Source organism: Bacteroides sp. CACC 737, from assembly GCF_013874375.1.
Taxonomy (GTDB): Bacteria; Bacteroidota; Bacteroidia; order Bacteroidales; family Bacteroidaceae; genus Bacteroides; species Bacteroides uniformis.
The window spans coordinates 1,787,112-1,808,596 of sequence record NZ_CP059408.1 but is presented as its reverse complement, the minus strand read 5'-3'; the positions used below and the strand labels follow the sequence as shown (position 1 = coordinate 1,808,596).

At 50.5% G+C, this 21,485-nt stretch carries 13 protein-coding genes; 10 read left to right on the top strand and 3 right to left on the bottom strand.

The window, feature by feature from the left end; all coding sequences use genetic code 11:
- Window positions 1-406: 406 nt before the first annotated feature.
- The 6 genes from H1A11_RS07785 (at window position 407) to H1A11_RS07760 (ending at window position 4,892) form a co-directional block, all read left to right on the top strand.
- A complete protein-coding gene (locus H1A11_RS07785; RefSeq protein WP_155270087.1) occupies window positions 407-580 on the top strand; it encodes a hypothetical protein in 174 nt (57 codons plus the stop codon).
- On the top strand, window positions 558-1,211 hold the full coding sequence (locus H1A11_RS07780) for a sugar transferase (RefSeq protein ID WP_181757983.1): 654 nt from the start codon (window positions 558-560) through the stop codon (window positions 1,209-1,211). Before H1A11_RS07785 ends, H1A11_RS07780 begins: the two co-directional genes overlap by 23 nt.
- 28 nt (window positions 1,212-1,239) lie before the next feature.
- Entirely contained in the window at window positions 1,240-2,526 is a 1,287-nt protein-coding gene (locus H1A11_RS07775) for a DegT/DnrJ/EryC1/StrS aminotransferase family protein (protein ID WP_044468936.1), read from the top strand.
- A gap of 259 nt (window positions 2,527-2,785) precedes the next feature.
- Window positions 2,786-4,090: an FRG domain-containing protein gene (locus tag H1A11_RS07770; protein ID WP_181757982.1), complete on the top strand. Its 1,305-nt coding sequence runs from the start codon at window positions 2,786-2,788 to the stop codon at window positions 4,088-4,090.
- A gap of 165 nt (window positions 4,091-4,255) precedes the next feature.
- Entirely contained in the window at window positions 4,256-4,759 is a 504-nt protein-coding gene (locus H1A11_RS07765; RefSeq protein ID WP_005827604.1) for an HU family DNA-binding protein, read from the top strand.
- Window positions 4,760-4,799: 40 nt separating this feature from the next.
- Window positions 4,800-4,892 carry a smalltalk protein gene (locus H1A11_RS07760; RefSeq protein WP_005837261.1) on the top strand — a complete coding sequence of 31 codons (93 nt, stop codon included), beginning with the start codon at window positions 4,800-4,802 and terminating at the stop codon, window positions 4,890-4,892.
- 68 nt (window positions 4,893-4,960) lie between these two features.
- On the opposite strand, the gene asnB is transcribed toward H1A11_RS07760, so the two are convergent.
- From asnB to gltB, 3 genes are read right to left on the bottom strand one after another with little or no spacing between them, the layout of a single operon-like run.
- Window positions 4,961-6,688 carry an asparagine synthase B gene (gene asnB, locus H1A11_RS07755; protein WP_181757981.1) on the bottom strand — a complete coding sequence of 576 codons (1,728 nt, stop codon included), beginning with the start codon at window positions 6,686-6,688 and terminating at the stop codon, window positions 4,961-4,963.
- A 41-nt stretch (window positions 6,689-6,729) separates the two neighbouring features.
- The gene (locus H1A11_RS07750) at window positions 6,730-8,088 is read right to left on the bottom strand and encodes a glutamate synthase subunit beta (RefSeq protein ID WP_181757980.1); all 1,359 of its coding nucleotides are present in this window, start codon (window positions 8,086-8,088) and stop codon (window positions 6,730-6,732) included.
- 32 nt (window positions 8,089-8,120) lie between these two features.
- On the bottom strand, window positions 8,121-12,674 hold the full coding sequence (gene gltB, locus H1A11_RS07745; protein WP_370528738.1) for a glutamate synthase large subunit: 4,554 nt from the start codon (window positions 12,672-12,674) through the stop codon (window positions 8,121-8,123).
- A gap of 365 nt (window positions 12,675-13,039) precedes the next feature.
- On the opposite strand from gltB, the gene glmS reads away from it, so the two are divergent.
- The 4 genes from glmS to carB all read left to right on the top strand — a co-directional run bounded on the left by glmS (window position 13,040) and on the right by carB (window position 21,453).
- Window positions 13,040-14,884 (top strand): glutamine--fructose-6-phosphate transaminase (isomerizing), encoded by a 1,845-nt coding sequence (gene glmS / locus H1A11_RS07740; RefSeq protein WP_181757978.1) that lies wholly within the window; start codon window positions 13,040-13,042, stop codon window positions 14,882-14,884.
- A gap of 146 nt (window positions 14,885-15,030) precedes the next feature.
- Window positions 15,031-16,914, top strand: a complete 1,884-nt coding sequence (locus tag H1A11_RS07735) for an amidophosphoribosyltransferase (protein ID WP_119961530.1) — start codon at window positions 15,031-15,033, stop codon at window positions 16,912-16,914.
- An 8-nt stretch (window positions 16,915-16,922) separates the two neighbouring features.
- Window positions 16,923-17,999 carry a glutamine-hydrolyzing carbamoyl-phosphate synthase small subunit gene (carA, locus tag H1A11_RS07730; RefSeq protein ID WP_181757977.1) on the top strand — a complete coding sequence of 359 codons (1,077 nt, stop codon included), beginning with the start codon at window positions 16,923-16,925 and terminating at the stop codon, window positions 17,997-17,999.
- A gap of 217 nt (window positions 18,000-18,216) precedes the next feature.
- Window positions 18,217-21,453 carry a carbamoyl-phosphate synthase (glutamine-hydrolyzing) large subunit gene (carB, locus tag H1A11_RS07725; protein WP_117600901.1) on the top strand — a complete coding sequence of 1,079 codons (3,237 nt, stop codon included), beginning with the start codon at window positions 18,217-18,219 and terminating at the stop codon, window positions 21,451-21,453.
- Window positions 21,454-21,485 lie beyond the last annotated feature (32 nt).

The following is a 21,485-nucleotide window of genomic DNA, read 5'->3' as shown; positions in this document are numbered from 1 at the left end:
ATATCATAGGTAGTGCACTCTCTCATGGAAGAACAGATACTTAGTTTACTTTTGAAGAGATTGAAGTGGATTCACAGAAAGACCAGTTTATCAGCATTGGAAGCAAGAACAAGTCATTCAACATATAATGGATATGGTGGAGGTTGATAATGTAATACATTGTTCTCCCAAAGAACAAGGCTATACAAGATTGCTTTGAACGTCAGTTCTATCGTCTTCGAAACACGAGATTCACTTTCTGAAATCGTTAAAAACATCTTTGAATTATGAGAGAAAAGAAATTTTTAGATACAGTACATGGGCATATCTCGGTTCCTGAAACTTATATTAGATGTGTTTCATCTTGGCAGTAAGATTGTAGCCTCTATATTACGTCGTTGAGATATCCGAACCTTTTAAATATGCATTGGAAGAGCTGTTTGGAACACGTAAAAAACTCTTTGATGCGTATAAGCAGGAGATTCATGATAGAAAACTTGATGTAAGAATTGCAGATGTAGATATTACAGATGAGTGCTTACTGGCGAAGTTTCAAAATTTGAATAAATACAAGAAAAATGATACTAAAATGGCTATTTGACCGAATCGTAGCGCTTGGGGGATTACTTTTTTTTTGGCCGGTATTACTTGTAGTGGCAATAATGGTAAAGGTAAAGATGCCAGGAGGATCAGTATTCTTTGTTCAGAAGCGCGTGGGGAAAAATGGTAAGCTGTTCAATTGCCATAAGTTTCGTACGATGACTGTCAAACATAATGGTTCTACTGTTTCTGTGGCAGGCGATAGCCGTATTACTCCCTTTGGCGCAACTCTTCGTCACTATAAGTTGGATGAACTTCCCGGTCTTTGGGATGTACTGATTGGCAATATGTCTTTCGTGGGGCCACGCCCTGATGTGCCTGGGTATGCCGATAAACTGACAGGCAATGATAAGGATGTATTGAAACTTCGCCCAGGTATTACTGGCCCGGCGACGTTGAAGTATCGACTGGAAGACGAAATGATTAGTGAATTTGTAGCGAAACGTCAGGCAGAGGGTGATGTTCGTCCGATGCAAGAAATTGCTACAGAATATAATGATACTGTTATCTATCCAGATAAGGTACGCCTAAACTGCTATTATTATCGTCATTATAGCTTTATCAAGGATATTGAGATAATCTTTGCTACGCTACTTGGATTCAAAGTGAAATTTGCCGGTGAGGAAGTCTAATTGATTGAAAACAACTAATCAAAATATTATGTCTACGGAAGAAAGAAAAACAATATACCTTTGCCTTGCTCATATGAGTGAGGAAGGCTATGAACAGAAATATGTCAAAGAGGCATTTGACACCAATTGGGTGGTTCCGATGGGGCCAAATGTTAACGCATTTGAACAGAATCTTGCTGATTTTGCAAATGCGAATTCTGATGGCTCAAAGCTTGCCCGAAAGGTGGTGTGCCTCTCTGCTGGTACTGCTGCTGTTCACTTAGCATTGATTGCATGTGGTGTAAAGGCGGGGGATGAGGTGTGCGTGCAGTCGTTCACCTTCTGTGCTTCTTCGCATCCTATTACTTATCTTGGTGCAAAGCCAGTGTTCATCGACTCGGAGCGAGAAACTTGGAATATGGATCCGGAGTTGTTGGAAAAAGCTATCATTGAGCGCAAGGCGGCTATAGGTAAGTATCCGAAGGCAATAATTCCTGTGGCACTCTATGGTATGCCTTACGACTGTGAGCGCATTATGGCGATAGCAGACAAGTATGGTATTCCTGTGATTGAGGATGCCGCCGAAGGGCTGGGTTCTCGCTTCAATGGTCAGGTGCTGGGTACGTTCGGTCGTTTTGGTGTGTTGTCGTTCAACGGCAACAAGATGATTACGACTTCGGGCGGTGGTGCGTTGATTTGCCGTAACGAGGAGGATGCAAACAATATTATGTGGCACGCTACTCAGGCGCGCGATGCGTACTCTTATTATCAGCATACGGAAATCGGTTACAACTACCGTATGAGTAACGTGTGTGCAGGTGTTGGTCGTGGTCAGATGAAGGTGCTCGATAATCATATTGCGCATCACAAGCATGTGCAAAAACTATATAAGGAGCTGCTGAAAGACGTTAAAGGTATACATCTGCATGAACAGCCTGCCGATTCTCGTTACGACTCAAACTTCTGGCTCTGTGCAGCTACTCTTGATGAGGACATTTATATCCAAGGTCAGGAGAAAGCTTACAAGGAAGTCATCAAAACTGCCGTAGGTGGTGCTGCCGGTGTGGTTAAAGAGGTAAATTCGGCTGTTACGGATTGTCAGCCTAACGCCAATGTGGAGGCTCTTCGCATGTTCATGTTCTCGAAGAAGATTGAATGTCGCCCTGTGTGGAAGCCGATGCATAAGCAACCGGTATACGCTGATGCTGTGGCATACGTGAGTGGTGTGTCGGAAGAAATCTTTAAGATTGGTTTCTGTTTGCCAGCTGGTCCGTATGTGACGGATGATGATGTACGTTATATTGTTGATTGCATCAAGGAGGCGATTATCAATTAATATGAAACAGTTTTTTATTGGTGTTTGGCAGTTCATTAGTTATTTGTTCTGGCCTCAGAAGACAGATAAATCAAGGTATGATGCTTAAATAGTTGATTATTATTAGGATATTAAATATCTTTGTCGAAAATTGCAATCAATAAATAAAGTCTGTTACTATAAAAAATATTGAGGATTCGCGACGAACGACAAAAAGTTTTTTGCGAACTACATATCCTAAAAATCATGTAGCTGAGACAGGAATTCTAAGAACAGGATTATGATTTTATCAGAACTAATACAAACTATCCACAACGAGATAGTAAAGCGGGATTTAATGTATGAGCATACACCTGCGAATAAAGCTATTCTCGAGCAGAAGTGCGGTGGAATTTTTGAGGCTGTACTAACAGGGAAAGGGGATACGAAGTGTTTAATTCCTCAAGTAGGAACTTTGCATTTTCTCTTCCGCGGTCAAGGTGAAGAGTATATTCCTTGTTCGCCTTCGCTTTATCGTGGTAATCCGACAGATGTAGAAGTGTTCGTGGAGAGGATGCGCCTTGTGGTGTTCCGACGTTTATTGGCATCCCACCCTGTAGTGGAGCAGTTTTTCCGGAAACATAGATTTCTTGTAGATGAAGAAGGGTTGGCGCAACATTATGGTTTAAAGACCTCGGTTCTGGATTTGACAAGTAGTTTGGAGGTGGCATTGTTCTTTGCAATGTGTCCTTACGACAGCGAACATGACAGGTACTGCTATCATAATGATGGCAAGGAGCATGAGGCTGTTCTATATGTCTTTCTGCCGATATTCGATAATGAACCAATCCCTATGTTGGATGGGAACGGATTCTTAAATGGAAGTATCAAGCCTATTGGTTTGCAGGCATTCAGACGTCCTGGAGCACAGCAAGGGTATGGCTTGCATCTGTCAAAGGAGGAAAGCTTGAAAGCGTATATGTATAGGTTTACGTTCACATGTGAGGAGTCGGAAGCTTACTACAGAAAATTTGCTGATGGTGATGGACTTTGGATAAAAGATGAATTAGTGGATAAAGCAAAGTCAATTACTAAGCAGGAAGTCTTTTCATTCGATGTGTTCAACGAAACATTTTGCGACTACAGACCTAAAGGATTTTCTGGCAATAAGTTGAAGAAGTGCTTGCCAAACGGCATCAAGTTAAAAACAAGAGTTGAAGATGTGGTCTTTACCGCAGAGGAACGTACTCAAATAATCGAACGATGGAACAACGATTTAGGTAAATCGATGGCTTCTACCATTTTCCGAAAGCAATGGTTTGAACATGAAGGTGTTGAAGATAGCAACGACGGGCAGCAACGTATTGTAGGCATACATAATGAGCATGCATTCAGATCTTTGAAGCAGTTGGAAACCCAGCAAATGCTTTTGATGATAGCATGTCCTGATGGTCCTGAAGGTGCTGAGTGGAAAAACTACACCAATACTCCATGTACGAGAAAAAAGATGAAAGCCCCCGACAATACCCAATGGACAAAAGTTCCAGCAAGAATGGAGGATATGTTTGGTAATCCGTATCTGACGGAAAAGGATTGGTGGATATGAAGTAAATGGTGACATTCTATCTCAACTATATGCACTTTTCTCAGAAAAACTACTCCCAAGCACCTTTTTTCTTTGGCTACATAGTTTTTAATCCTCACCTTTGCATCGTTGATCAACGAAACGTGTGAATAGGAAAACGAATTTAAATCTCTAAAGAAAAAAAGTATGAGTGTAATTTTCAGGACGGTGGAGAGACCGTCGGACCCCAGGGTTGAAAACTCTCCCAAGAAGTATTATCCGCAGTTGGTGACATTGGGGCAAAGCGTGGATTTGGCATTTATTGCACAGAAGATGCAGGACCGCTCTTCTCTGTCTATCGGTGACATCAAGAGTACGATGCAGAACTTTGTGGAAAAGCTGAAAGAGCAGTTGCTGGAAGGAAAGACGGTTAATATAGCCGGGCTGGGTGTCTTTATACTGGCAGCCAAATCGAAAGGTGAGGAAAAGGCTGATGACGTGACAGCCAAGAGTGTGGAGAGCGTCCGTATCTGTTTTCAGGCGAATAGGGAACTGAAGATATCGAAGGCTGCTACCCGTGCTGGAGAAAGGCTGGATTTGGTGAGTTTGGATGATTATCTTAAGGGGAAGACTTCTACAGATGGCGGCTCCGGTTCGGAAGGAGGAGGCTCGGATTCGGATGGAGACCAAGGTGAGAATCCACTGGGATAACAGTAGCTGTGAATTATTAATCAGATAATGGATAATCTTTATGAAGAAAACGTGGAATGTGATTTTGAAACTTATTATTGCCGTAGCGAGTGCTGTGGCAGGTGTGATTGGCGGACAGACAATGATGTTTTAGTCCGATAGGATTTGATAAATAAAAAATGAGAAGAGCTGCTGGCAGGAAATCTGTCGGCAGCTCTTTTTTTAATCCTTGTATGCTTCTTCGTGTACCCCCGCTACTGCCCGTCCGCTGGGGTCGTTCTTTCCTTGGAAAGAGGCGTCCCATGCCAGCGCTTCGGCGGTGGAGCATGCCACACTGGGCACGCTGGGAACGCTCCGGGCCGCGCTTTCACTGGGGAAATGCTCTTCGAAGATGGTACGGTAGTAATACTCTTCCTTGTTTTGCGGGGTATGTATCGGGAAACGTTCGGCTGCACGTGCCATCTGTTCGTCGCTGACGGCGGCGGCAGTGACGGCTTTCAGCGTATCAATCCAACTGTAGCCCACACCGTCGGAGAACTGTTCTTTCTGCCGCCAGGCAACGCTCTGAGGGAGCATGTCGGCAAAGGCTTCGCGGACTACTTTCTTTTCTATCTCCTTGCCGGGGCACATCTTGACTGCCGGATTGATGCGCATGGCAACATCCAGGAATTCTTTGTCGAGGAAGGGGACACGTCCTTCCACTCCCCAGGCTGCAAGGCTTTTGTTGGCACGGAGGCAGTCGTATAGATGCAGTTTGGAGAGCTTGCGCACGGTTTCTTCGTGAAAGGCTTGCGGTGTGGGCGCCTTGTGGAAGTAAAGGTAACCGCCGAACACCTCGTCTGCACCTTCGCCGCTGAGTACCATCTTGATGCCCATGCTTTTGATGACACGCGCCAGCAGATACATGGGGGTGGAGGCGCGGACAGTGGTTATGTCGTAAGTCTCAATGAAATAGATGACGTCGCGGATAGCATCGAGGCCTTCCTGAATGGTATAGTTTATCTCGTGATGCACGGTACCGATATGACGGGCCACTTCGCGGGCTTTAATCAAGTCGGGAGCACCCTTCAAGCCGACGGCGAAGGAATGGAGCTGCGGCCACCAGGCATCTGCCTTGTTGTCTGTCTCGATGCGTTTGGCGGCATATTTCTTGGCGATGGCAGAGATGACGGAAGAATCGAGTCCGCCACTGAGCAGGACACCGTAGGGGACGTCGGACATCAACTGGCGCTGTACGGCGGCTTCGAGGGCATCGTGCACGGCAGTGACTTGTGTGCCGTAGGCTGTCCGGCCTATCGAAGCCGGCGCGGCCTTGCGTTCGGCGGCAGGAGTGTAGTTGTCCTTCACAGCGGCATAGTCCATCCAGTCGCGGGTGTACCAGCGGTGCATCTTGCCCTCGCGCCCACGGTAGTAGTGGCCGGGAAGGAAAGGCTCGTACTCGTCGCAGAAACCCTCAAGGGCTTTCAGCTCACTGCCGAAGTAGATGTGTCCATCCTTGTCGCGTCCTATATAAAGGGGGATTACGCCGATGGGGTCGCGGGCGATGAGGTAATCGTCCGTTTCTTCATCATAGAGGGCGAAGGCGAAGATGCCGTTCAGCTCTTCAAGGAAGCGGATGCCTTTGTCTTTGTAAAGGGCAAGGATGACTTCGCAGTCGGAACCGGTCTGGAAGGCGTATTTTCCGGCATAGCGGGCACGGATGTCGCGATGGTTGTAAATCTCGCCATTGACGGCAAGCACCTGCTTGTGGTCGGGTGAATACAAGGGTTGTCCGCCGGATTCCGGGTCGACAATGGAGAGGCGTTCGTGGGCGAGAATGGCGGAGCCGCCTACGTAGATGCCACTCCAGTCCGGCCCACGATGACGGATTTTCTGCGCCATCCGTAGCGCTTTGTTTCTCAACTCAGGAGTTTGAGACTGTATGTTGAAGATTCCTGCTATTCCACACATGAGAATTAAAAATTAAAGGTTAAAAATTAAAAGGAGGGAAATCATTTCTTGTTTTCTTTTAGAGGTTCGAGGTAACGGTCTATTTCTGTTGCCACTCGTCGTCCGTCGGCCAAGGCACGTACTACGAGGCTGGCGCCGTGGGCGGCATCGCCTGCCACGAATACGTTCTCTGCAAACTTCGGTTGCTCGGGCTTGAGGAAACCCATGGCAAGAAGTACCATATCGGCTTCGATGACCTCTTTCTTACCCGTAGATTTCATGGTAGGGCGGTTACCGTCTGTTGCCGGAAGCCACTCCACTTCTTCCACTTCCACACCGCATACCCTGCCGTTCTTTCCGATGAACCGGGTGGAGGCGAGGGACCATCGACGGGTACAGCCTTCTTCGTGGCTGCTGGTGGTTTTCAGTACGACGGGCCATTGCGGCCAGGGAGTATCCGGGTTGTGTCCTATGGGCGGTTGGGGCATGATTTCAATCTGGGTTACACTGACGGCTCCCTGGCGGATGCCGGTGCCTATACAGTCGGACCCGGTATCGCCACCGCCGATGACGAGTACCCGTTTGCCGCGGGCGTTGACGAGTTGGTCTTTCGGGAAGGTGTCTCCATCCAGAATATGGTTCTGCTGTGCCAGCATGTCGAGGGCAAAGTAGATGCCTTTCAGCTCCCGGCCCGGAATGGAGAGGTCGCGGGCGGTGGGCGTACCGGTACAAATGGCGTAAGCATCGAATCCGGCGGGCAGTTTCTGCACATCGACATGGACTCCCATCTCGAACAAGATTCCTTCGGCCTCGAGGATTTTCATGCGGCGGTCGATGACGGCTTTGTCCAGTTTGAAGTTGGGGATGCCATAGCGCAGCAGTCCTCCCGGCATCGGTTTGCTGTCGAATAGGGTAACTTCGTAACCTTTGGCGTTCAGCTGTACGGCGACACTCAATCCGGCAGGGCCGGCGCCGATGACGGCTACCTTCTTTCCGTTACGTTCGGGCTTGCACGGTGTGATGTAACCCTCGCGAAAGGCAGCTTCGGCAATGGCGGCTTCATTTTCGCGGATAGTGACCGGCTCGTTGCACGAGAGTTTCAGTACGCATGACTTCTCGCAGAGGGCGGGGCAGATGCGTCCCGTAAATTCGGGAAAGTCGTTCGTGCTGGACAGTATCCGGTAAGCTTCGCGCCATTTGCCTCGGTAGAGTGCGTCTTGGAATTCCGGGTCTTTATTGCCCAGCGGACATGCCCAGTGGCAGAAAGGTACGCCACAGTCCATGCAGCGCGAGGCCTGGAGCTTGCGGTCGTGGCTGTTCAGTGTCTGTTCCACTTGGCTGAAGTCTGTGATACGTTCGTGTATCGGACGGTAACCCGCCTCCTGGCGGGGGATATTGAGGAATGCTTTAGGGTCTCCCATATTGAAATTTACAATTTAGCAATTTACAATCTTTAATAGTCTCTCTGCATCTCTGCAATCTTCTGTTGCAGTTTCCGCATCTGCTCTTCCTGCAGCACCTTCTTGTATTCGATAGGGACTACCTGGATGAACTGGTCGGCATAGCGTGGCCAGTCATCGAGCATGGTGCGTGCCAGTTTGGAACCGGTGTACAGGTAGTGCTGGCGGATGAGCTCGTGCAGTTCCTTGCGGTAGGAGGCCTCTTCGATGAGGCTCAGCTCCACCATTTCCATATTGCAGAAATAGTCGAAGTTGCCGTCACGGTTCCAGACGTAGGCCACACCGCCGGACATGCCTGCGGCAAAGTTGCGTCCCGTCTGTCCGAGTACTACCACGCGTCCGCCGGTCATGTACTCACAGCAGTGGTCACCTACGCCCTCCACTACGGCTGTGGCACCGGAGTTGCGGACGGCAAAGCGCTCACCTGCACGGCCGTTGATGTAAACCTCGCCGCTTGTGGCGCCATAAAGCAGGGTGTTGCCTGCAATCGTGTTCTTCTCTGCCTCGAAGTTGCTCCGTACCGGGGGCAGGACGGCGATGCGTCCGCCACTCAGACCTTTGCCCAGATAATCGTTGGCCTCGCCTTCCAGCTTGAAGTTGACACCCGGGACAAGGAATGCCCCGAAACTCTGCCCGGCGGAGCCTTTGAACTTCACGTTCAGCGTATGTTCGGGCAGCCCTTTTTCTCCGTATTTTGCGGCAATGACACCGGAGAGCATGGCGCCGCAGGCACGGTCGGTATTGGCGATGGTGTACTCCAGCGAGATTTCCTTCTGGTTCTCTACGGCTTCGGCGGCGGCATGCAGTATCTCTACATCTTTCACATGGTCGATGCCATGCTGTTGGTCGGTGACGTGGCGGATGGCGGCTTCATTGTCTACGCGTGCCAGTAGTTTGTCGAAGCTTATCAACTGATGTTTCCTGATTCCGTCATCCGGCTTGCGGACGATAAGGTCTGTACGTCCAATGATGTCGTCCAGGCGTTCCACACCGATTTCCGCCAGGTATTCGCGTACTTCCTGCGCCAGGAACGTGAAGAAGTTCACCAGATACTCGCTGCGTCCGTGGAAGCGTTTGCGCAGTTCTTCGTTCTGTGTCGCTACCCCTACGGGGCAGGTGTTCTGGTGACATTTGCGCATCATTACGCAACCCAGTACAATCAGGGCGCTGGTGGCAAAACCGAATTCCTCGGCTCCGAGCATTGCCATCAGTATGATGTCGCGGCCAGTTTTGAGTTGTCCGTCCACTTGCAACATCACTTGCCCGCGCAGGCCGTTCAGCACCAGTGTCTGCTGCGTTTCGCTCAAACCGAGTTCGGGCGAGATGCCGGCATAGCGGATGGATGATGCAGGAGAAGCTCCCGTACCGCCCTCTGCACCCGAGATGACTATCAAATCGGCCTTTGCCTTTGCCACACCGGCGGCAATGGTGCCCACACCGCTTTCTGCCACCAGCTTCACGCTGATTTTTGCCCGTGGGTTCACGTTCTTCAGGTCGAAGATGAGCTGTGCCAGGTCTTCGATGGAGTAAATGTCGTGATGGGGTGGAGGAGAAATCAGCGAGATGCCCGGAATGGAGTGGCGTGTCTTGGCAATCACTTCATCCACTTTGAAGCCCGGCAGCTGCCCGCCTTCTCCCGGCTTGGCGCCTTGGGCAATCTTTATCTGTATTTCGTCCGCATTCACCAGATATTCTGCGGTGACACCGAAACGTCCTGAGGCCACCTGCTTGATGGCGCTGCGCAGGCTGGTGCCGTCTTCGCGCGGCATGAAGCGTGCCCGGTCTTCGCCTCCTTCGCCCGTATTGCTCCGGCCATGCAGCTTGTTCATGGCAATAGCCATGGCTTCGTGGGCTTCGCGGCTGATGGAGCCGTAGGACATGGCGCCGGTGACAAAGCGCTGTACGATGTTCTCTACCGGTTCCACCCGGTCTATGCTGATAGGAGCGCGGCGGAAGTCGAGGAAATCGCGCAGGAAGATGGGAGATTCCTTACTGTCTACCATGGCAGTGAACTCCTTGAATTTCTTATAGCTTCCCAGGCGTGTGGCAAGTTGCAGTGTGCTGATGGTTTCCGGGTTCCAGGCGTGCTTCTCACCATCCTTGCGGAAGGCATACAGTCCGCGGTTCGGCAATAGCTCCGCTTCCCCCTTCTTTTTAAGAACCTCCATCCCTTCCTTGTGGAAGGCGATGGCGTCGCGTGCCACTTCATCCAGGCGTATGCCTCCGATGCGTGAACTCAGTCCGCCAAAGTAGGCATTGCTCAACTCCTCGCTCAGTCCTACGGCCTCGAAAATCTTCGCGCCCCGGTAAGAACGGATGGTGCTGATGCCCATCTTGCTCATAATCTTGAACAAGCCTTTGCAGACGGACTTGATATATTTCTTTTCGGCAGTGGCGTAGTCAAGCTGTATTTCCTTTTCGTTCACCAGTTTGTCGATGACGGCGAAAGCCATATACGGATTCAGTGCGCTGGCTCCGAAACCCAGCAGGAGTGCGGCGTGCATCACTTCGCGGATTTCACCGCTTTCTACAATCAGTGCCGTCTGCACCCGTTTGCCCACGGAGATAAGATGGTGGTGTACCGCCGACACGGCAAGTAGTGACGGAATGGCGGCATGGGCGGCGTTTACGTCGCGGTCGGAAAGCACAATGTAGTTCACCCCTTCGTTGACGGATTCTTCTGCCTGCTTGCAGAGGGTTGCCAATGCTTCCTGCAATCCCTGGCACCCTTTTGCCACTTCGAAGAGCAGGGGCAGTTTCACGGTCTTGAAGCCTTTGTACCGGATGTTGCAGAGAATATCCAGCTGGGCGTTATTCAGGATGGGATGGTTCAACCTCACCATCTTGCAATGGTTTTCGCTGGGTGTCAGTATGTTCATGCCTACGGCTCCGATGTACTCGGTCAGCGACATTACCAGTTCTTCGCGTATCGGGTCGATAGGAGGGTTGGTGACTTGGGCAAACTGCTGGCGGAAATAGTTGTACAGTAGTTGCGGCTTGTCCGAGAGTACTGCCAGCGGGGTGTCATTGCCCATGGAGTTGATGGGTTCGGCACCGGTGGTACACATCGGGACAATCAGCCGTTCCATGTCTTCTTTGGAGTAGCCGAAGATGCGCAGCATGCTGTCGTAGTTCTCCACGCTATGGGAGACTTTGCGGCCGCTTTTCAGTTCGTCCAGCTCGATGCGGTTGCCGGCCAGCCAAGTGCGGTATGGTTTGGCTTCGGCAAGTTGTTTCTTCAGTTCGCCGTCATAATATATTTCGCCTTTCTCGGTGTCTATAAGCAGTATCTTGCCCGGTTGCAGGCGTCCTTTTTCCTTGATGTCTCCCGGCTCGAAATCCATCACGCCGACTTCGCTGGCCACTACCATCATGCCGCCTTGCGTAATCAGGTAGCGTGCAGGGCGCAGTCCGTTCCTGTCGAGCATGCCGCCTGCATAGCGCCCGTCGCTGAAAAGCAGTGCCGCGGGTCCATCCCACGGCTCCATCAGGATGGAGTGGTATTCATAGAAAGCTTTTAAATCTTCGCTGATGGGATTCTTTTCGTTGAAAGATTCCGGCACGAGCATGGCCATGGCGTGCGGCAGGCTCAGGCCTGACATGATGAGAAACTCGAGCACATTGTCCAGCGAGGCACTGTCGCTCATGCCCGGTTGCACGATGGGGCGTATCTCCCGGATGTCTCCCAGGGCGGGAGAGGAGAGTACACTCTCACGGGCTTCCATCCAGCCGCGGTTGCCGCGGATGGTATTGATTTCGCCGTTGTGTGCCAGCAGGCGGAAAGGCTGTGCCAGTCCCCAGGTGGGGAAAGTGTTGGTGCTGAAACGGGAGTGCACCAATGCCAGTCCGCTGGTGAAGTAGCTGTTGGTGAGGTCGGGGAAGTAGTTGCGCAACTGCAAGGAAGAGAGCATGCCTTTGTAGACGATGTTCTTCGTAGAGAGCGAGACGATGTAGAAATCCTCGCGGGTGGGGATGTCCGACTTGCGTATTCTGTTCTCTATCCTTTTCCTTATTATATAGAGTCGGCGGTCAGCGGTTTCGCTTTCCGTAAATCCGGTGATGAAGATTTGCTTGATGTCCGGTTCGTTGGCAAGAGCCGCTTCTCCCAATATTTCGGGGCAAGTGGGCACATTGCGCAGATGCATCAGGGTCAATCCATCCTTTTCAATCTCTTCGGTAATGACGCTCAAGATGGCAGCCTGGTCTTTTCCGTCTTTGGGAAGGAAAAGCAGGCCGGTGCCGTATTTTCCCTTCTCGGGAACGGGAATGCCCTGCAACAGAATGAATTCGTGCGGTATCTGCAGCATGATGCCGGCGCCGTCTCCGGTTTTGTTGTCCGCCCCTTCCGCTCCACGGTGGCGCATGTTTTCCAGTACCTTCAATGCCGATTCTACCAGTTCATGTGATTTTCCTCCCTGGATATTGACCAGCATGCCTACTCCGCAGGCATCGTGCTCGTAGGATGCCTCATACAAGCCCAACTGTTTGGGCTGTCGCTGGTAATCCTCTACTTTTGCTTTGTTGTTAAAAAGTTCTTGTTTCATGATTATAAACTTTCTTTATTGCTATATAATATTGTTTGTGGTTTCAAAATGTTTGGCAAATATATGGTATTAATTGCAAAATGTTAATATGTATTTCTGCCTTCTTTCTTGCAAAATTCCTGCGATAGAAGATGAAGTTATGAATTGATAGAAAACACCCTCTGTTTTCTTTTAATCCTAAATCAAAATCAGACGGTTTGATTTAGATTTATAAATTAAGCCTTTTGCTTTCAAAATAATACTTTCTTTAACTTTTTGATATAAAAACAACTTTTTTCTATTCTTTTGATAAATAAATACTGGAAAGATTAACTTTATGTTCTTAAGAATATGTATATTTGCAGCGCAAAATCAAATACTGATACATTATGTGTGGAATAGTAGGCTATATAGGTCAAAGGAAAGCCTACCCCATTCTTATCAAGGGTCTGAAACGGTTGGAGTACCGTGGATATGATAGTGCGGGGGTAGCATTAATCAGTGATAACCGACAGTTGAACGTGTACAAAGCGAAAGGTAAGGTTTCGGAACTTGAAACTTTCGTTGCTCAAAAAGATATTTCCGGTAGCATTGGCATTGCACATACACGTTGGGCCACTCATGGAGAACCTTGTTCCGTCAATGCCCATCCCCATTATTCCTCTTCCGAACGTCTCGCCCTCATCCATAACGGCATTATTGAAAACTACGCCGTCCTTAAAGGAAAACTTCAAGCCAAAGGTTATGTATTTAAAAGCAGCACTGATACCGAGGTGCTTGTACAGCTCATTGAATACATTCAGGTGACAAACCATATTGACTTACTGACGGCGGTGCAACTTGCCTTGCAGGAAGTGATTGGGGCGTATGCTATTGCGGTGCTCGACAAGGACAATCCGGATGGGATAATCGCTGCACGCAAGAGCAGTCCGCTGGTGGTGGGCATCGGTGAAGGAGAGTTTTTCCTGGCTTCGGATGCCACGCCGATTGTGGAATACACAGATAAGGTGGTGTATCTGGAAGACGAAGAGATTGCCCTCATCTGCCGGGGAGAGAAGTTGAAGGTTGTTAACCTGAAGAATGTGGAATGCCCGCACGAGGTAAAGACGGTAGCGCTCAATCTCGGCCAGCTGGAGAAGGGAGGCTATCCGCACTTCATGCTGAAGGAAATCTTCGAACAGCCCGGCTGCATTCACGACTGCATGCGCGGGCGTATCAATGTGGAGGGTACGAACGTGGTTCTTTCTGCAGTGATTGATTATAAGAAACGTCTGCTGGCGGCCAAACGCTTCGTCATCGTGGCATGCGGTACGTCATGGCATGCCGCCCTCATCGGCAAGCATTTGATTGAAAGCTTCTGCCGTATTCCGGTAGAGGTGGAGTATGCCAGTGAGTTCCGTTACCGCGACCCGGTGATTGACAGCAACGATGTGGTGATTGCCATCTCGCAAAGCGGAGAAACGGCCGATACGCTGGCCGCCGTGGAGCTTGCCAAAAGCTGTGGGGCATTTATATACGGCATCTGCAATGCCGTCGGTTCCAGCATTCCCCGTGCCACGCACACGGGTTCCTATATCCACGTGGGACCGGAAATAGGGGTGGCATCCACCAAAGCCTTCACGGGGCAGGTAACGGTGCTTACCATGCTGGCCCTGACACTTGCCAAAGAGAAAAAGACGATGGACGAAGGGCAATACCTGGCAATTGTCAAGGAGCTGGGGCATATTCCCGACAAGATGGAAGAGGTCTTGAAATTGAACGACCGCATAGCGGAACTTTCCAAGATATTCACCTATGCACACAACTTTATCTATCTGGGACGCGGATACAGTTATCCCGTAGCCTTGGAAGGCGCCTTGAAGTTGAAGGAGATTTCGTATATCCATGCCGAAGGCTATCCTGCCGCCGAAATGAAGCACGGCCCCATTGCTCTGGTGGATGCCGAAATGCCGGTAGTGGTCATTGCCACCCGGAATGGGCTTTATGAAAAGGTGCTGAGCAATATCCAGGAAATAAAGGCGCGTAAAGGCAGGGTTATCGCCATTGTGACAAAGGGAGATACGGTCATCAGTAAAATAGCCGACACTTGTATCGAGCTTCCCGAAACAATGGAGTGCCTTGATCCGTTAATAACTACGGTACCTTTGCAACTGCTTGCCTATCACATTGCCGTGTGCAAGGGAATGGATGTGGACCAGCCGAGGAACCTTGCTAAGTCGGTGACTGTAGAATGAGGACATGTACAATTTACCATTTACAATGTACAATGGGGCTGCGCTTGGGAGGGGTAAATGTAAATGGTAATTGTATGCTATAATAAGGAAAAGAAAATTGTACACTTAAAATTGTACATTGTAAATGGTAAATAGTAAATAAATAGATGGAACAACTGAAGCATGAATGCGGCGTCGCCATGATACGCCTGCTGAAACCTTTGGAGTACTATGAAGAGAAGTACGGAACATGGATGTACGGACTCAACAAGCTCTATCTCCTGATGGAGAAACAACACAACCGTGGGCAGGAAGGTGCCGGACTGGCCTGCGTGAAACTGGAAGCCAATCCCGGTGAGGAATATATGTTCCGTGAACGTGCGCTCGGTTCGGGCGCCATTACCGAAATTTTCGGTACGGTGCAGGGCAACTTCAAGGACTTGGCCAAGGAACAGCTGCACGATGCGGAATATGCCAAGCGTGTGCTGCCCTTTGCAGGGGAGGTCTATATGGGACACCTGCGTTACTCCACTACCGGAAAGTCCGGCATCTCGTACGTGCACCCGTTCCTCCGGAGAAACAACTGGCGTGCCAAGAACCTTGCCCTTTGCGGCAACTTCAACATGACGAATGTGGATGAAATCTTTGCACGCATTACCGCCATCGGTCAGCATCCGCGCAAATATGCCGATACCTACATCATGCTGGAGCAGTTGGGACACCGCCTTGATCGCGAAGTGGAGCGCCTCTTCAACCTTGCCGAAGCGGAAGGGCTGGCAGGTATGGACATCACCCATTATATAGAAGACCACATCGACCTTGCCAACGTGCTACGCACTTCGAGTAAGGAGTGGGACGGGGGATACGTGATGTGCGGACTTACCGGAAGCGGAGAGACTTTTGCCGTACGCGACCCGTGGGGCATCCGTACAGCCTTCTGGTATCAAGACGACGAAATAGCGGTGCTTGCCAGTGAACGTCCCGTGATACAGACAGCCCTTAATGTCCCTGCCGGCTCCATCAGGGAGCTGCAACCCGGACAAGCCATGTTTATCAACAAGGCCGGCAAGGTGCGCACCGTGCAAATCAATAAGCCGCGCGAGGTGAAGCCTTGTTCCTTCGAGCGCATCTACTTCAGCCGGGGCAGTGATGTGGACATTTACCGGGAACGTAAACTATTGGGTGAGAAACTTGTACCCAACATATTGAAAGCCATTGACAACGATGTGGACCATACTGTCTTCTCCTTCATACCCAATACGGCGGAAGTCGCCTTCTACGGCATGTTGCAGGGACTGGACGACTACCTCAACGAGGAGAAGGTGCAGCAGATTGCCGCCTTGGGGCATAGTCCCAGCCACGACGAGCTGGAGCATATCTTGTCGCGGCGCATACGGAGCGAGAAAGTGGCAATCAAGGACATCAAGCTGCGTACCTTCATTGCCGAAGGAAACAGCCGGAACGACCTTGCCGCCCATGTGTACGACATCACTTACGGAAGCCTTGTTCCGGGAGTGGATAATCTGGTCATCATCGACGACTCGATAGTGCGCGGAACCACCCTGAAGCAGAGCATCATTGGTATCCTTGACCGTCTGGGGCCGAAGAAGATAGTCATTGTAAGCTCTTCACCGCAGGTGCGCTATCCCGACTACTATGGCATCGATATGGCTAAGATGAGTGAATTCATCGCCTTCAAAGCTGCTGTGGAACTGCTGAAGGAGCGTGAGATGCGCGATGTAATTGCCGCCGCCTACCGCAAGTCCAAGGAGCAGGTAGGCCTGCCCAAAGAACAGATGGTGAATTACGTGAAGGAGATTTATGCTCCTTTCACTGACGAGGAAATCTCTGCCAAGATGGTGGAGCTTCTCACTCCGAAAGGAACGAAAGCCAAAGTGCAGATCGTCTACCAGCCTCTCGAGGGGCTGCATGAGGCCTGCCCCAAGCATCCGGGTGACTGGTACTTCAGCGGCGATTATCCTACGCCGGGCGGTGTGAAGCTGCTGAATAAGGCATTTATTGATTATATAGAACAAGTTTATCAATTTTAATTGAATCAATGAGAAATGTAACTCTAATCCTCGACGACGGGAGCCGCTTCCACGGCAAGTCGTTCGGCTTTGAAAAACCGGTAGCGGGAGAGGTGGTCTTCAATACAGCCATGACGGGTTATCCCGAAAGCTTGACCGACCCTTCGTATGCCGGACAGCTGATGACGCTCACCTATCCGTTGGTGGGCAATTACGGTGTGCCGCCTTTTACTCTCGAACCGAATGGGCTTGCCACTTTTATGGAGAGCGAGCATATCCATGCCGAAGCCATTATTGTAAGCGATTATAGTGAAAATTATAGCCATTGGAATGCCATAGAAAGCCTTGGCGACTGGCTGAAACGCGAACAGATTCCGGGCATCACGGGCATCGATACCCGCGAACTGACAAAGGTGCTTCGCGAGCATGGGGTGATGATGGGACGTATCGCCTTTGATGATGAATCGGATGAAATGCCTGAGGCTTCTTATGCCGATGTGAATTATGTGGATAAAGTCAGCTGCAAGGAGGTTATCCGTTACAACGAAGGAACTGGTAAGAAGAAAGTGCTTCTTGTGGATTGCGGCGTCAAGCATAACATCATCCGCTGCCTGCTGAAACGTGACGTGGAAGTGATTCGCGTTCCTTGGGACTATGATTATACTGGAATGGAGTTCGACGGGTTGTTCATCTCCAACGGTCCCGGTGACCCTGATACCTGCGATGCTGCCGTGCAGCATATCCGCAAGGCAATGCAGAACGAGAAACTGCCCATCTTCGGCATATGTATGGGAAACCAGTTGCTTTCCAAAGCTGGGGGCGCCAAGATATACAAATTGAAATACGGCCACCGCAGCCATAACCAACCGGTGCGCATGGTGGGTACGGAACGTTGCTTCATCACCTCACAGAATCATGGGTATGCTGTAGACAACAACACGCTGACAGAAGACTGGGAACCGCTTTTCATCAATATGAACGATGGTTCTAATGAAGGAATCCGCCACAAATGCAATCCCTGGTTCTCTGCACAGTTTCATCCCGAAGCTGCCAGCGGGCCGACGGATACGGAGTTTCTTTTTGATGACTTTGTGAAGTTGCTTTAGTAAGAGAATTTTATCAAGAATGGTTGTGTTTGTAATCTCTTGATAATCAGTATGTAAAAGACGGTGTAATGAGTCCCATACTGAATGTCATTCAGTCCCAGAGTGAATACCTTTCAGTCCTATACTGAATGTCATTCAATTAGTGACTGATTGTGTAAGGTAAGAGAAAGATAAGGTTTTATTACTACTATTACATTTTTAATAAACAGATATGCAAATGAAAGAAAACAATATAAAGAAAGTCCTGCTGCTTGGCTCCGGTGCACTGAAAATCGGTGAGGCAGGAGAGTTTGACTACTCCGGTTCGCAGGCGCTCAAGGCATTGAAGGAGGAAGGTATCTACACGGTTCTCATCAATCCGAACATTGCCACGGTACAGACCTCGGAGGGCGTTGCCGACCAGATTTACTTCCTGCCCGTCACTCCTTACTTCGTGGAGAAGGTGATAGAGAAGGAGCGCCCAGACGGAATCATGCTTGCTTTTGGCGGACAGACGGCACTGAACTGCGGTGTTTCCCTCTACAAGGACAAGATTTTCGAGAAGTACGGCGTGACGGTTCTCGGCACTCCCGTACAGGCTATCATTGACACGGAGGACCGTGAAATCTTTGTGCAGAAACTGAATGAGATTGATGTAAAGACCATCAAGAGCGAAGCTGTGGAGAATGCGGCAGATGCCCGTCGCGCAGCCCGGGAACTGGGATATCCGGTCATTGTCCGTGCCGCATACGCGCTTGGCGGACTGGGTTCGGGCTTCTGCGACAATGAAGAAGAGCTGAATGTGCTGGTAGAGAAAGCCTTCTCCTTCTCCCCGCAGGTGTTGGTGGAAAAATCGCTGAAGGGATGGAAGGAAGTGGAATACGAGGTGGTGCGCGACCGCTTCGACAACTGCATCACGGTCTGTAACATGGAGAACTTCGACCCCCTGGGCATCCATACGGGCGAGTCCATCGTTATTGCCCCGTCACAGACGTTGAGCAATACGGACTATCATAAATTGCGTGAACTCGCTATCCGCATTATCCGTCACATCGGTATTGTGGGAGAGTGTAACGTGCAGTATGCCTATGACCCGATGAGCGAGGACTACCGGGTAATCGAGGTGAATGCACGCTTGAGCCGTTCGTCTGCATTGGCCTCTAAAGCAACGGGTTATCCGCTTGCCTTTGTAGCGGCAAAACTCGGCTTGGGCTATGGCTTGTTCGACTTGAACAACTCTGTAACGAAGACCACAAGCGCTTTCTTCGAACCCGCCCTGGACTATGTGGTCTGCAAGATACCGCGTTGGGATTTGGGCAAGTTCCATGGAGTGGACAAAGAGCTGGGTTCGAGCATGAAGTCGGTAGGAGAGGTGATGGCTATCGGCCGTACTTTCGAAGAAGCCATCCAGAAGGGGCTTCGCATGATAGGCCAGGGCATGCACGGCTTTGTGGAGAACAAGGAACTGGTGATTGCCGATTTGGACAAGGCTCTGCGCGAACCTACCGACAAACGTATCTTTGTCATCTCCAAAGCCTTCCGTGCCGGGTATACGGTGGATCAGGTGCACGCATTGACCAAGATAGACCGTTGGTTCCTGGAGAAGCTGATGAACATCATGGATACCAGCAGGGAACTGCACTCTTTTATGGCTGATGGAGAGTTGCCAATGATTCCCGTGGACTTATTGCGTAAAGCTAAAGTACAAGGCTTCTCTGATTTTCAGATAGCCCGTGCCCTCGGCTTGGAACAAGCAATGGACGGCGAAGAAGCCATCCTTGCCGTCCGCAATTTCCGCAAGAGTGCAGGCATTCTGCCCGTAGTGAAGCAGATAGATACCCTTGCCGCCGAATATCCCGCACAGACCAACTATCTCTACCTGACGTATAGCGGCACGGCAAATGATGTCCGTTACCTCGGCGACCGCAAGTCCATTGTCGTATTGGGCTCCGGCGCCTACCGCATCGGTTCTTCCGTAGAGTTCGACTGGTGCGGCGTGCAGGCCCTGAACACCATCCGTCAGGAAGGCTACCGCAGTGTCATGATAAACTACAACCCCGAAACCGTGTCTACGGACTATGACATGTGCGACCGTCTTTACTTCGACGAGCTCACCTTCGAGCGTGTGATGGATATTCTCGAACTGGAGAATCCCCACGGGGTGATTGTCTCTACCGGTGGTCAGATACCGAATAACCTTGCCCTGCGCCTCGATGCGCAGAAGGTACCTATTCTCGGTACAAGCGCCAGGAGCATCGACAATGCCGAAGACCGTGACAAGTTCTCCGCCATGCTCGACCGCATTGGTGTAGACCAACCCGAATGGCGGGCGCTGACCTCCCTGGAGGACATCAACGCCTTTGTGGATAAGGTGGGCTTCCCGGTATTGGTCCGTCCTTCCTACGTATTGTCCGGCGCTGCGATGAACGTCTGTTCCAACCGGGAGGAGCTGGAACGCTTCCTGAAGCTGGCGGCGAATGTCAGCAAGAAACATCCCGTAGTGGTGAGCCAGTTCATTGAGCATGCCAAGGAGGTGGAGATGGATGCTGTGGCGCAAGATGGAGAGATTATCGCGTACGCCATCAGTGAGCATATCGAGTTTGCCGGAGTGCATTCCGGTGACGCCACTATCCAGTTCCCGCCACAAAAGTTGTATGTGGAGACAGTGCGCCGCATCAAGCGCATCAGCCGCGAGATTGCCCGTGAGCTGAACATCTCCGGTCCGTTCAATATCCAGTATCTGGCACGCGAGAACGACATTAAGGTGATTGAGTGCAACCTCCGCGCCAGCCGTTCGTTTCCGTTTGTCAGCAAGGTGCTGAAGATAAACCTTATTGAACTTGCCACGAAGGTGATGCTCGGCATTCCGGTACAGAAGCCGGACAAGAATCTGTTCGATTTGGATTATGTAGGCATCAAGGCGAGCCAGTTCTCCTTCAACCGTCTGCAGAAGGCCGACCCGGTACTGGGTGTGGATATGGCAAGCACGGGCGAGGTGGGTTGCATCGGCAGCGATACTTCCTGCGCCATTCTCAAGGCGATGCTCTCCGTGGGCTACCGCATTCCGGAGAAGAACATCCTGCTTTCTACCGGTACTCCGAAGCAGAAAGTGGACATGCTTTCTGCCGCGCGTATGCTTCAGAAGAAGGGGTATAAGATATTTGCCACGGGTGGTTCCAGCAACTTCCTTACGGAGAACGGTGTGGAGAATACGCGCGTCTACTGGCCCAGCGAACCCGAACGCCAGCCGCAGGCACTTGACATGCTGCACCGCAAGGAGATAGACATGGTGGTCAATATTCCGAAGAACCTCACCGCAGGCGAGTTGGATAACGGCTACAAGATACGCCGTGCCGCCATCGACCTCAATATTCCTTTGATAACGAATGCCCGTCTGGCAAGTGCGTTCATCAATGCATTCTGCACGATGACGCCGGATGATTTGACCATCAAGTCGTGGGCGGAATATAAATGATAAATATTTTTCGGACAAAAAAACAGAAGGAC

Coding starts and splice junctions, on each gene's coding strand:
- H1A11_RS07780 (WP_181757983.1), top strand. CDS start 558: ATGATACTAAAATGGCTATTTGACCGAATCGTAGCGCTTGGGGGATTA.
- H1A11_RS07775 (WP_044468936.1), top strand. CDS start 1,240: ATGTCTACGGAAGAAAGAAAAACAATATACCTTTGCCTTGCTCATATG.
- H1A11_RS07770 (WP_181757982.1), top strand. CDS start 2,786: ATGATTTTATCAGAACTAATACAAACTATCCACAACGAGATAGTAAAG.
- H1A11_RS07765 (WP_005827604.1), top strand. CDS start 4,256: ATGAGTGTAATTTTCAGGACGGTGGAGAGACCGTCGGACCCCAGGGTT.
- H1A11_RS07760 (WP_005837261.1), top strand. CDS start 4,800: ATGAAGAAAACGTGGAATGTGATTTTGAAACTTATTATTGCCGTAGCG.
- asnB (WP_181757981.1), bottom strand. CDS start 6,688: ATGTGTGGAATAGCAGGAATCTTCAACATACAGTCTCAAACTCCTGAG.
- H1A11_RS07750 (WP_181757980.1), bottom strand. CDS start 8,088: ATGGGAGACCCTAAAGCATTCCTCAATATCCCCCGCCAGGAGGCGGGT.
- glmS (WP_181757978.1), top strand. CDS start 13,040: ATGTGTGGAATAGTAGGCTATATAGGTCAAAGGAAAGCCTACCCCATT.
- H1A11_RS07735 (WP_119961530.1), top strand. CDS start 15,031: ATGGAACAACTGAAGCATGAATGCGGCGTCGCCATGATACGCCTGCTG.
- carA (WP_181757977.1), top strand. CDS start 16,923: ATGAGAAATGTAACTCTAATCCTCGACGACGGGAGCCGCTTCCACGGC.
- carB (WP_117600901.1), top strand. CDS start 18,217: ATGAAAGAAAACAATATAAAGAAAGTCCTGCTGCTTGGCTCCGGTGCA.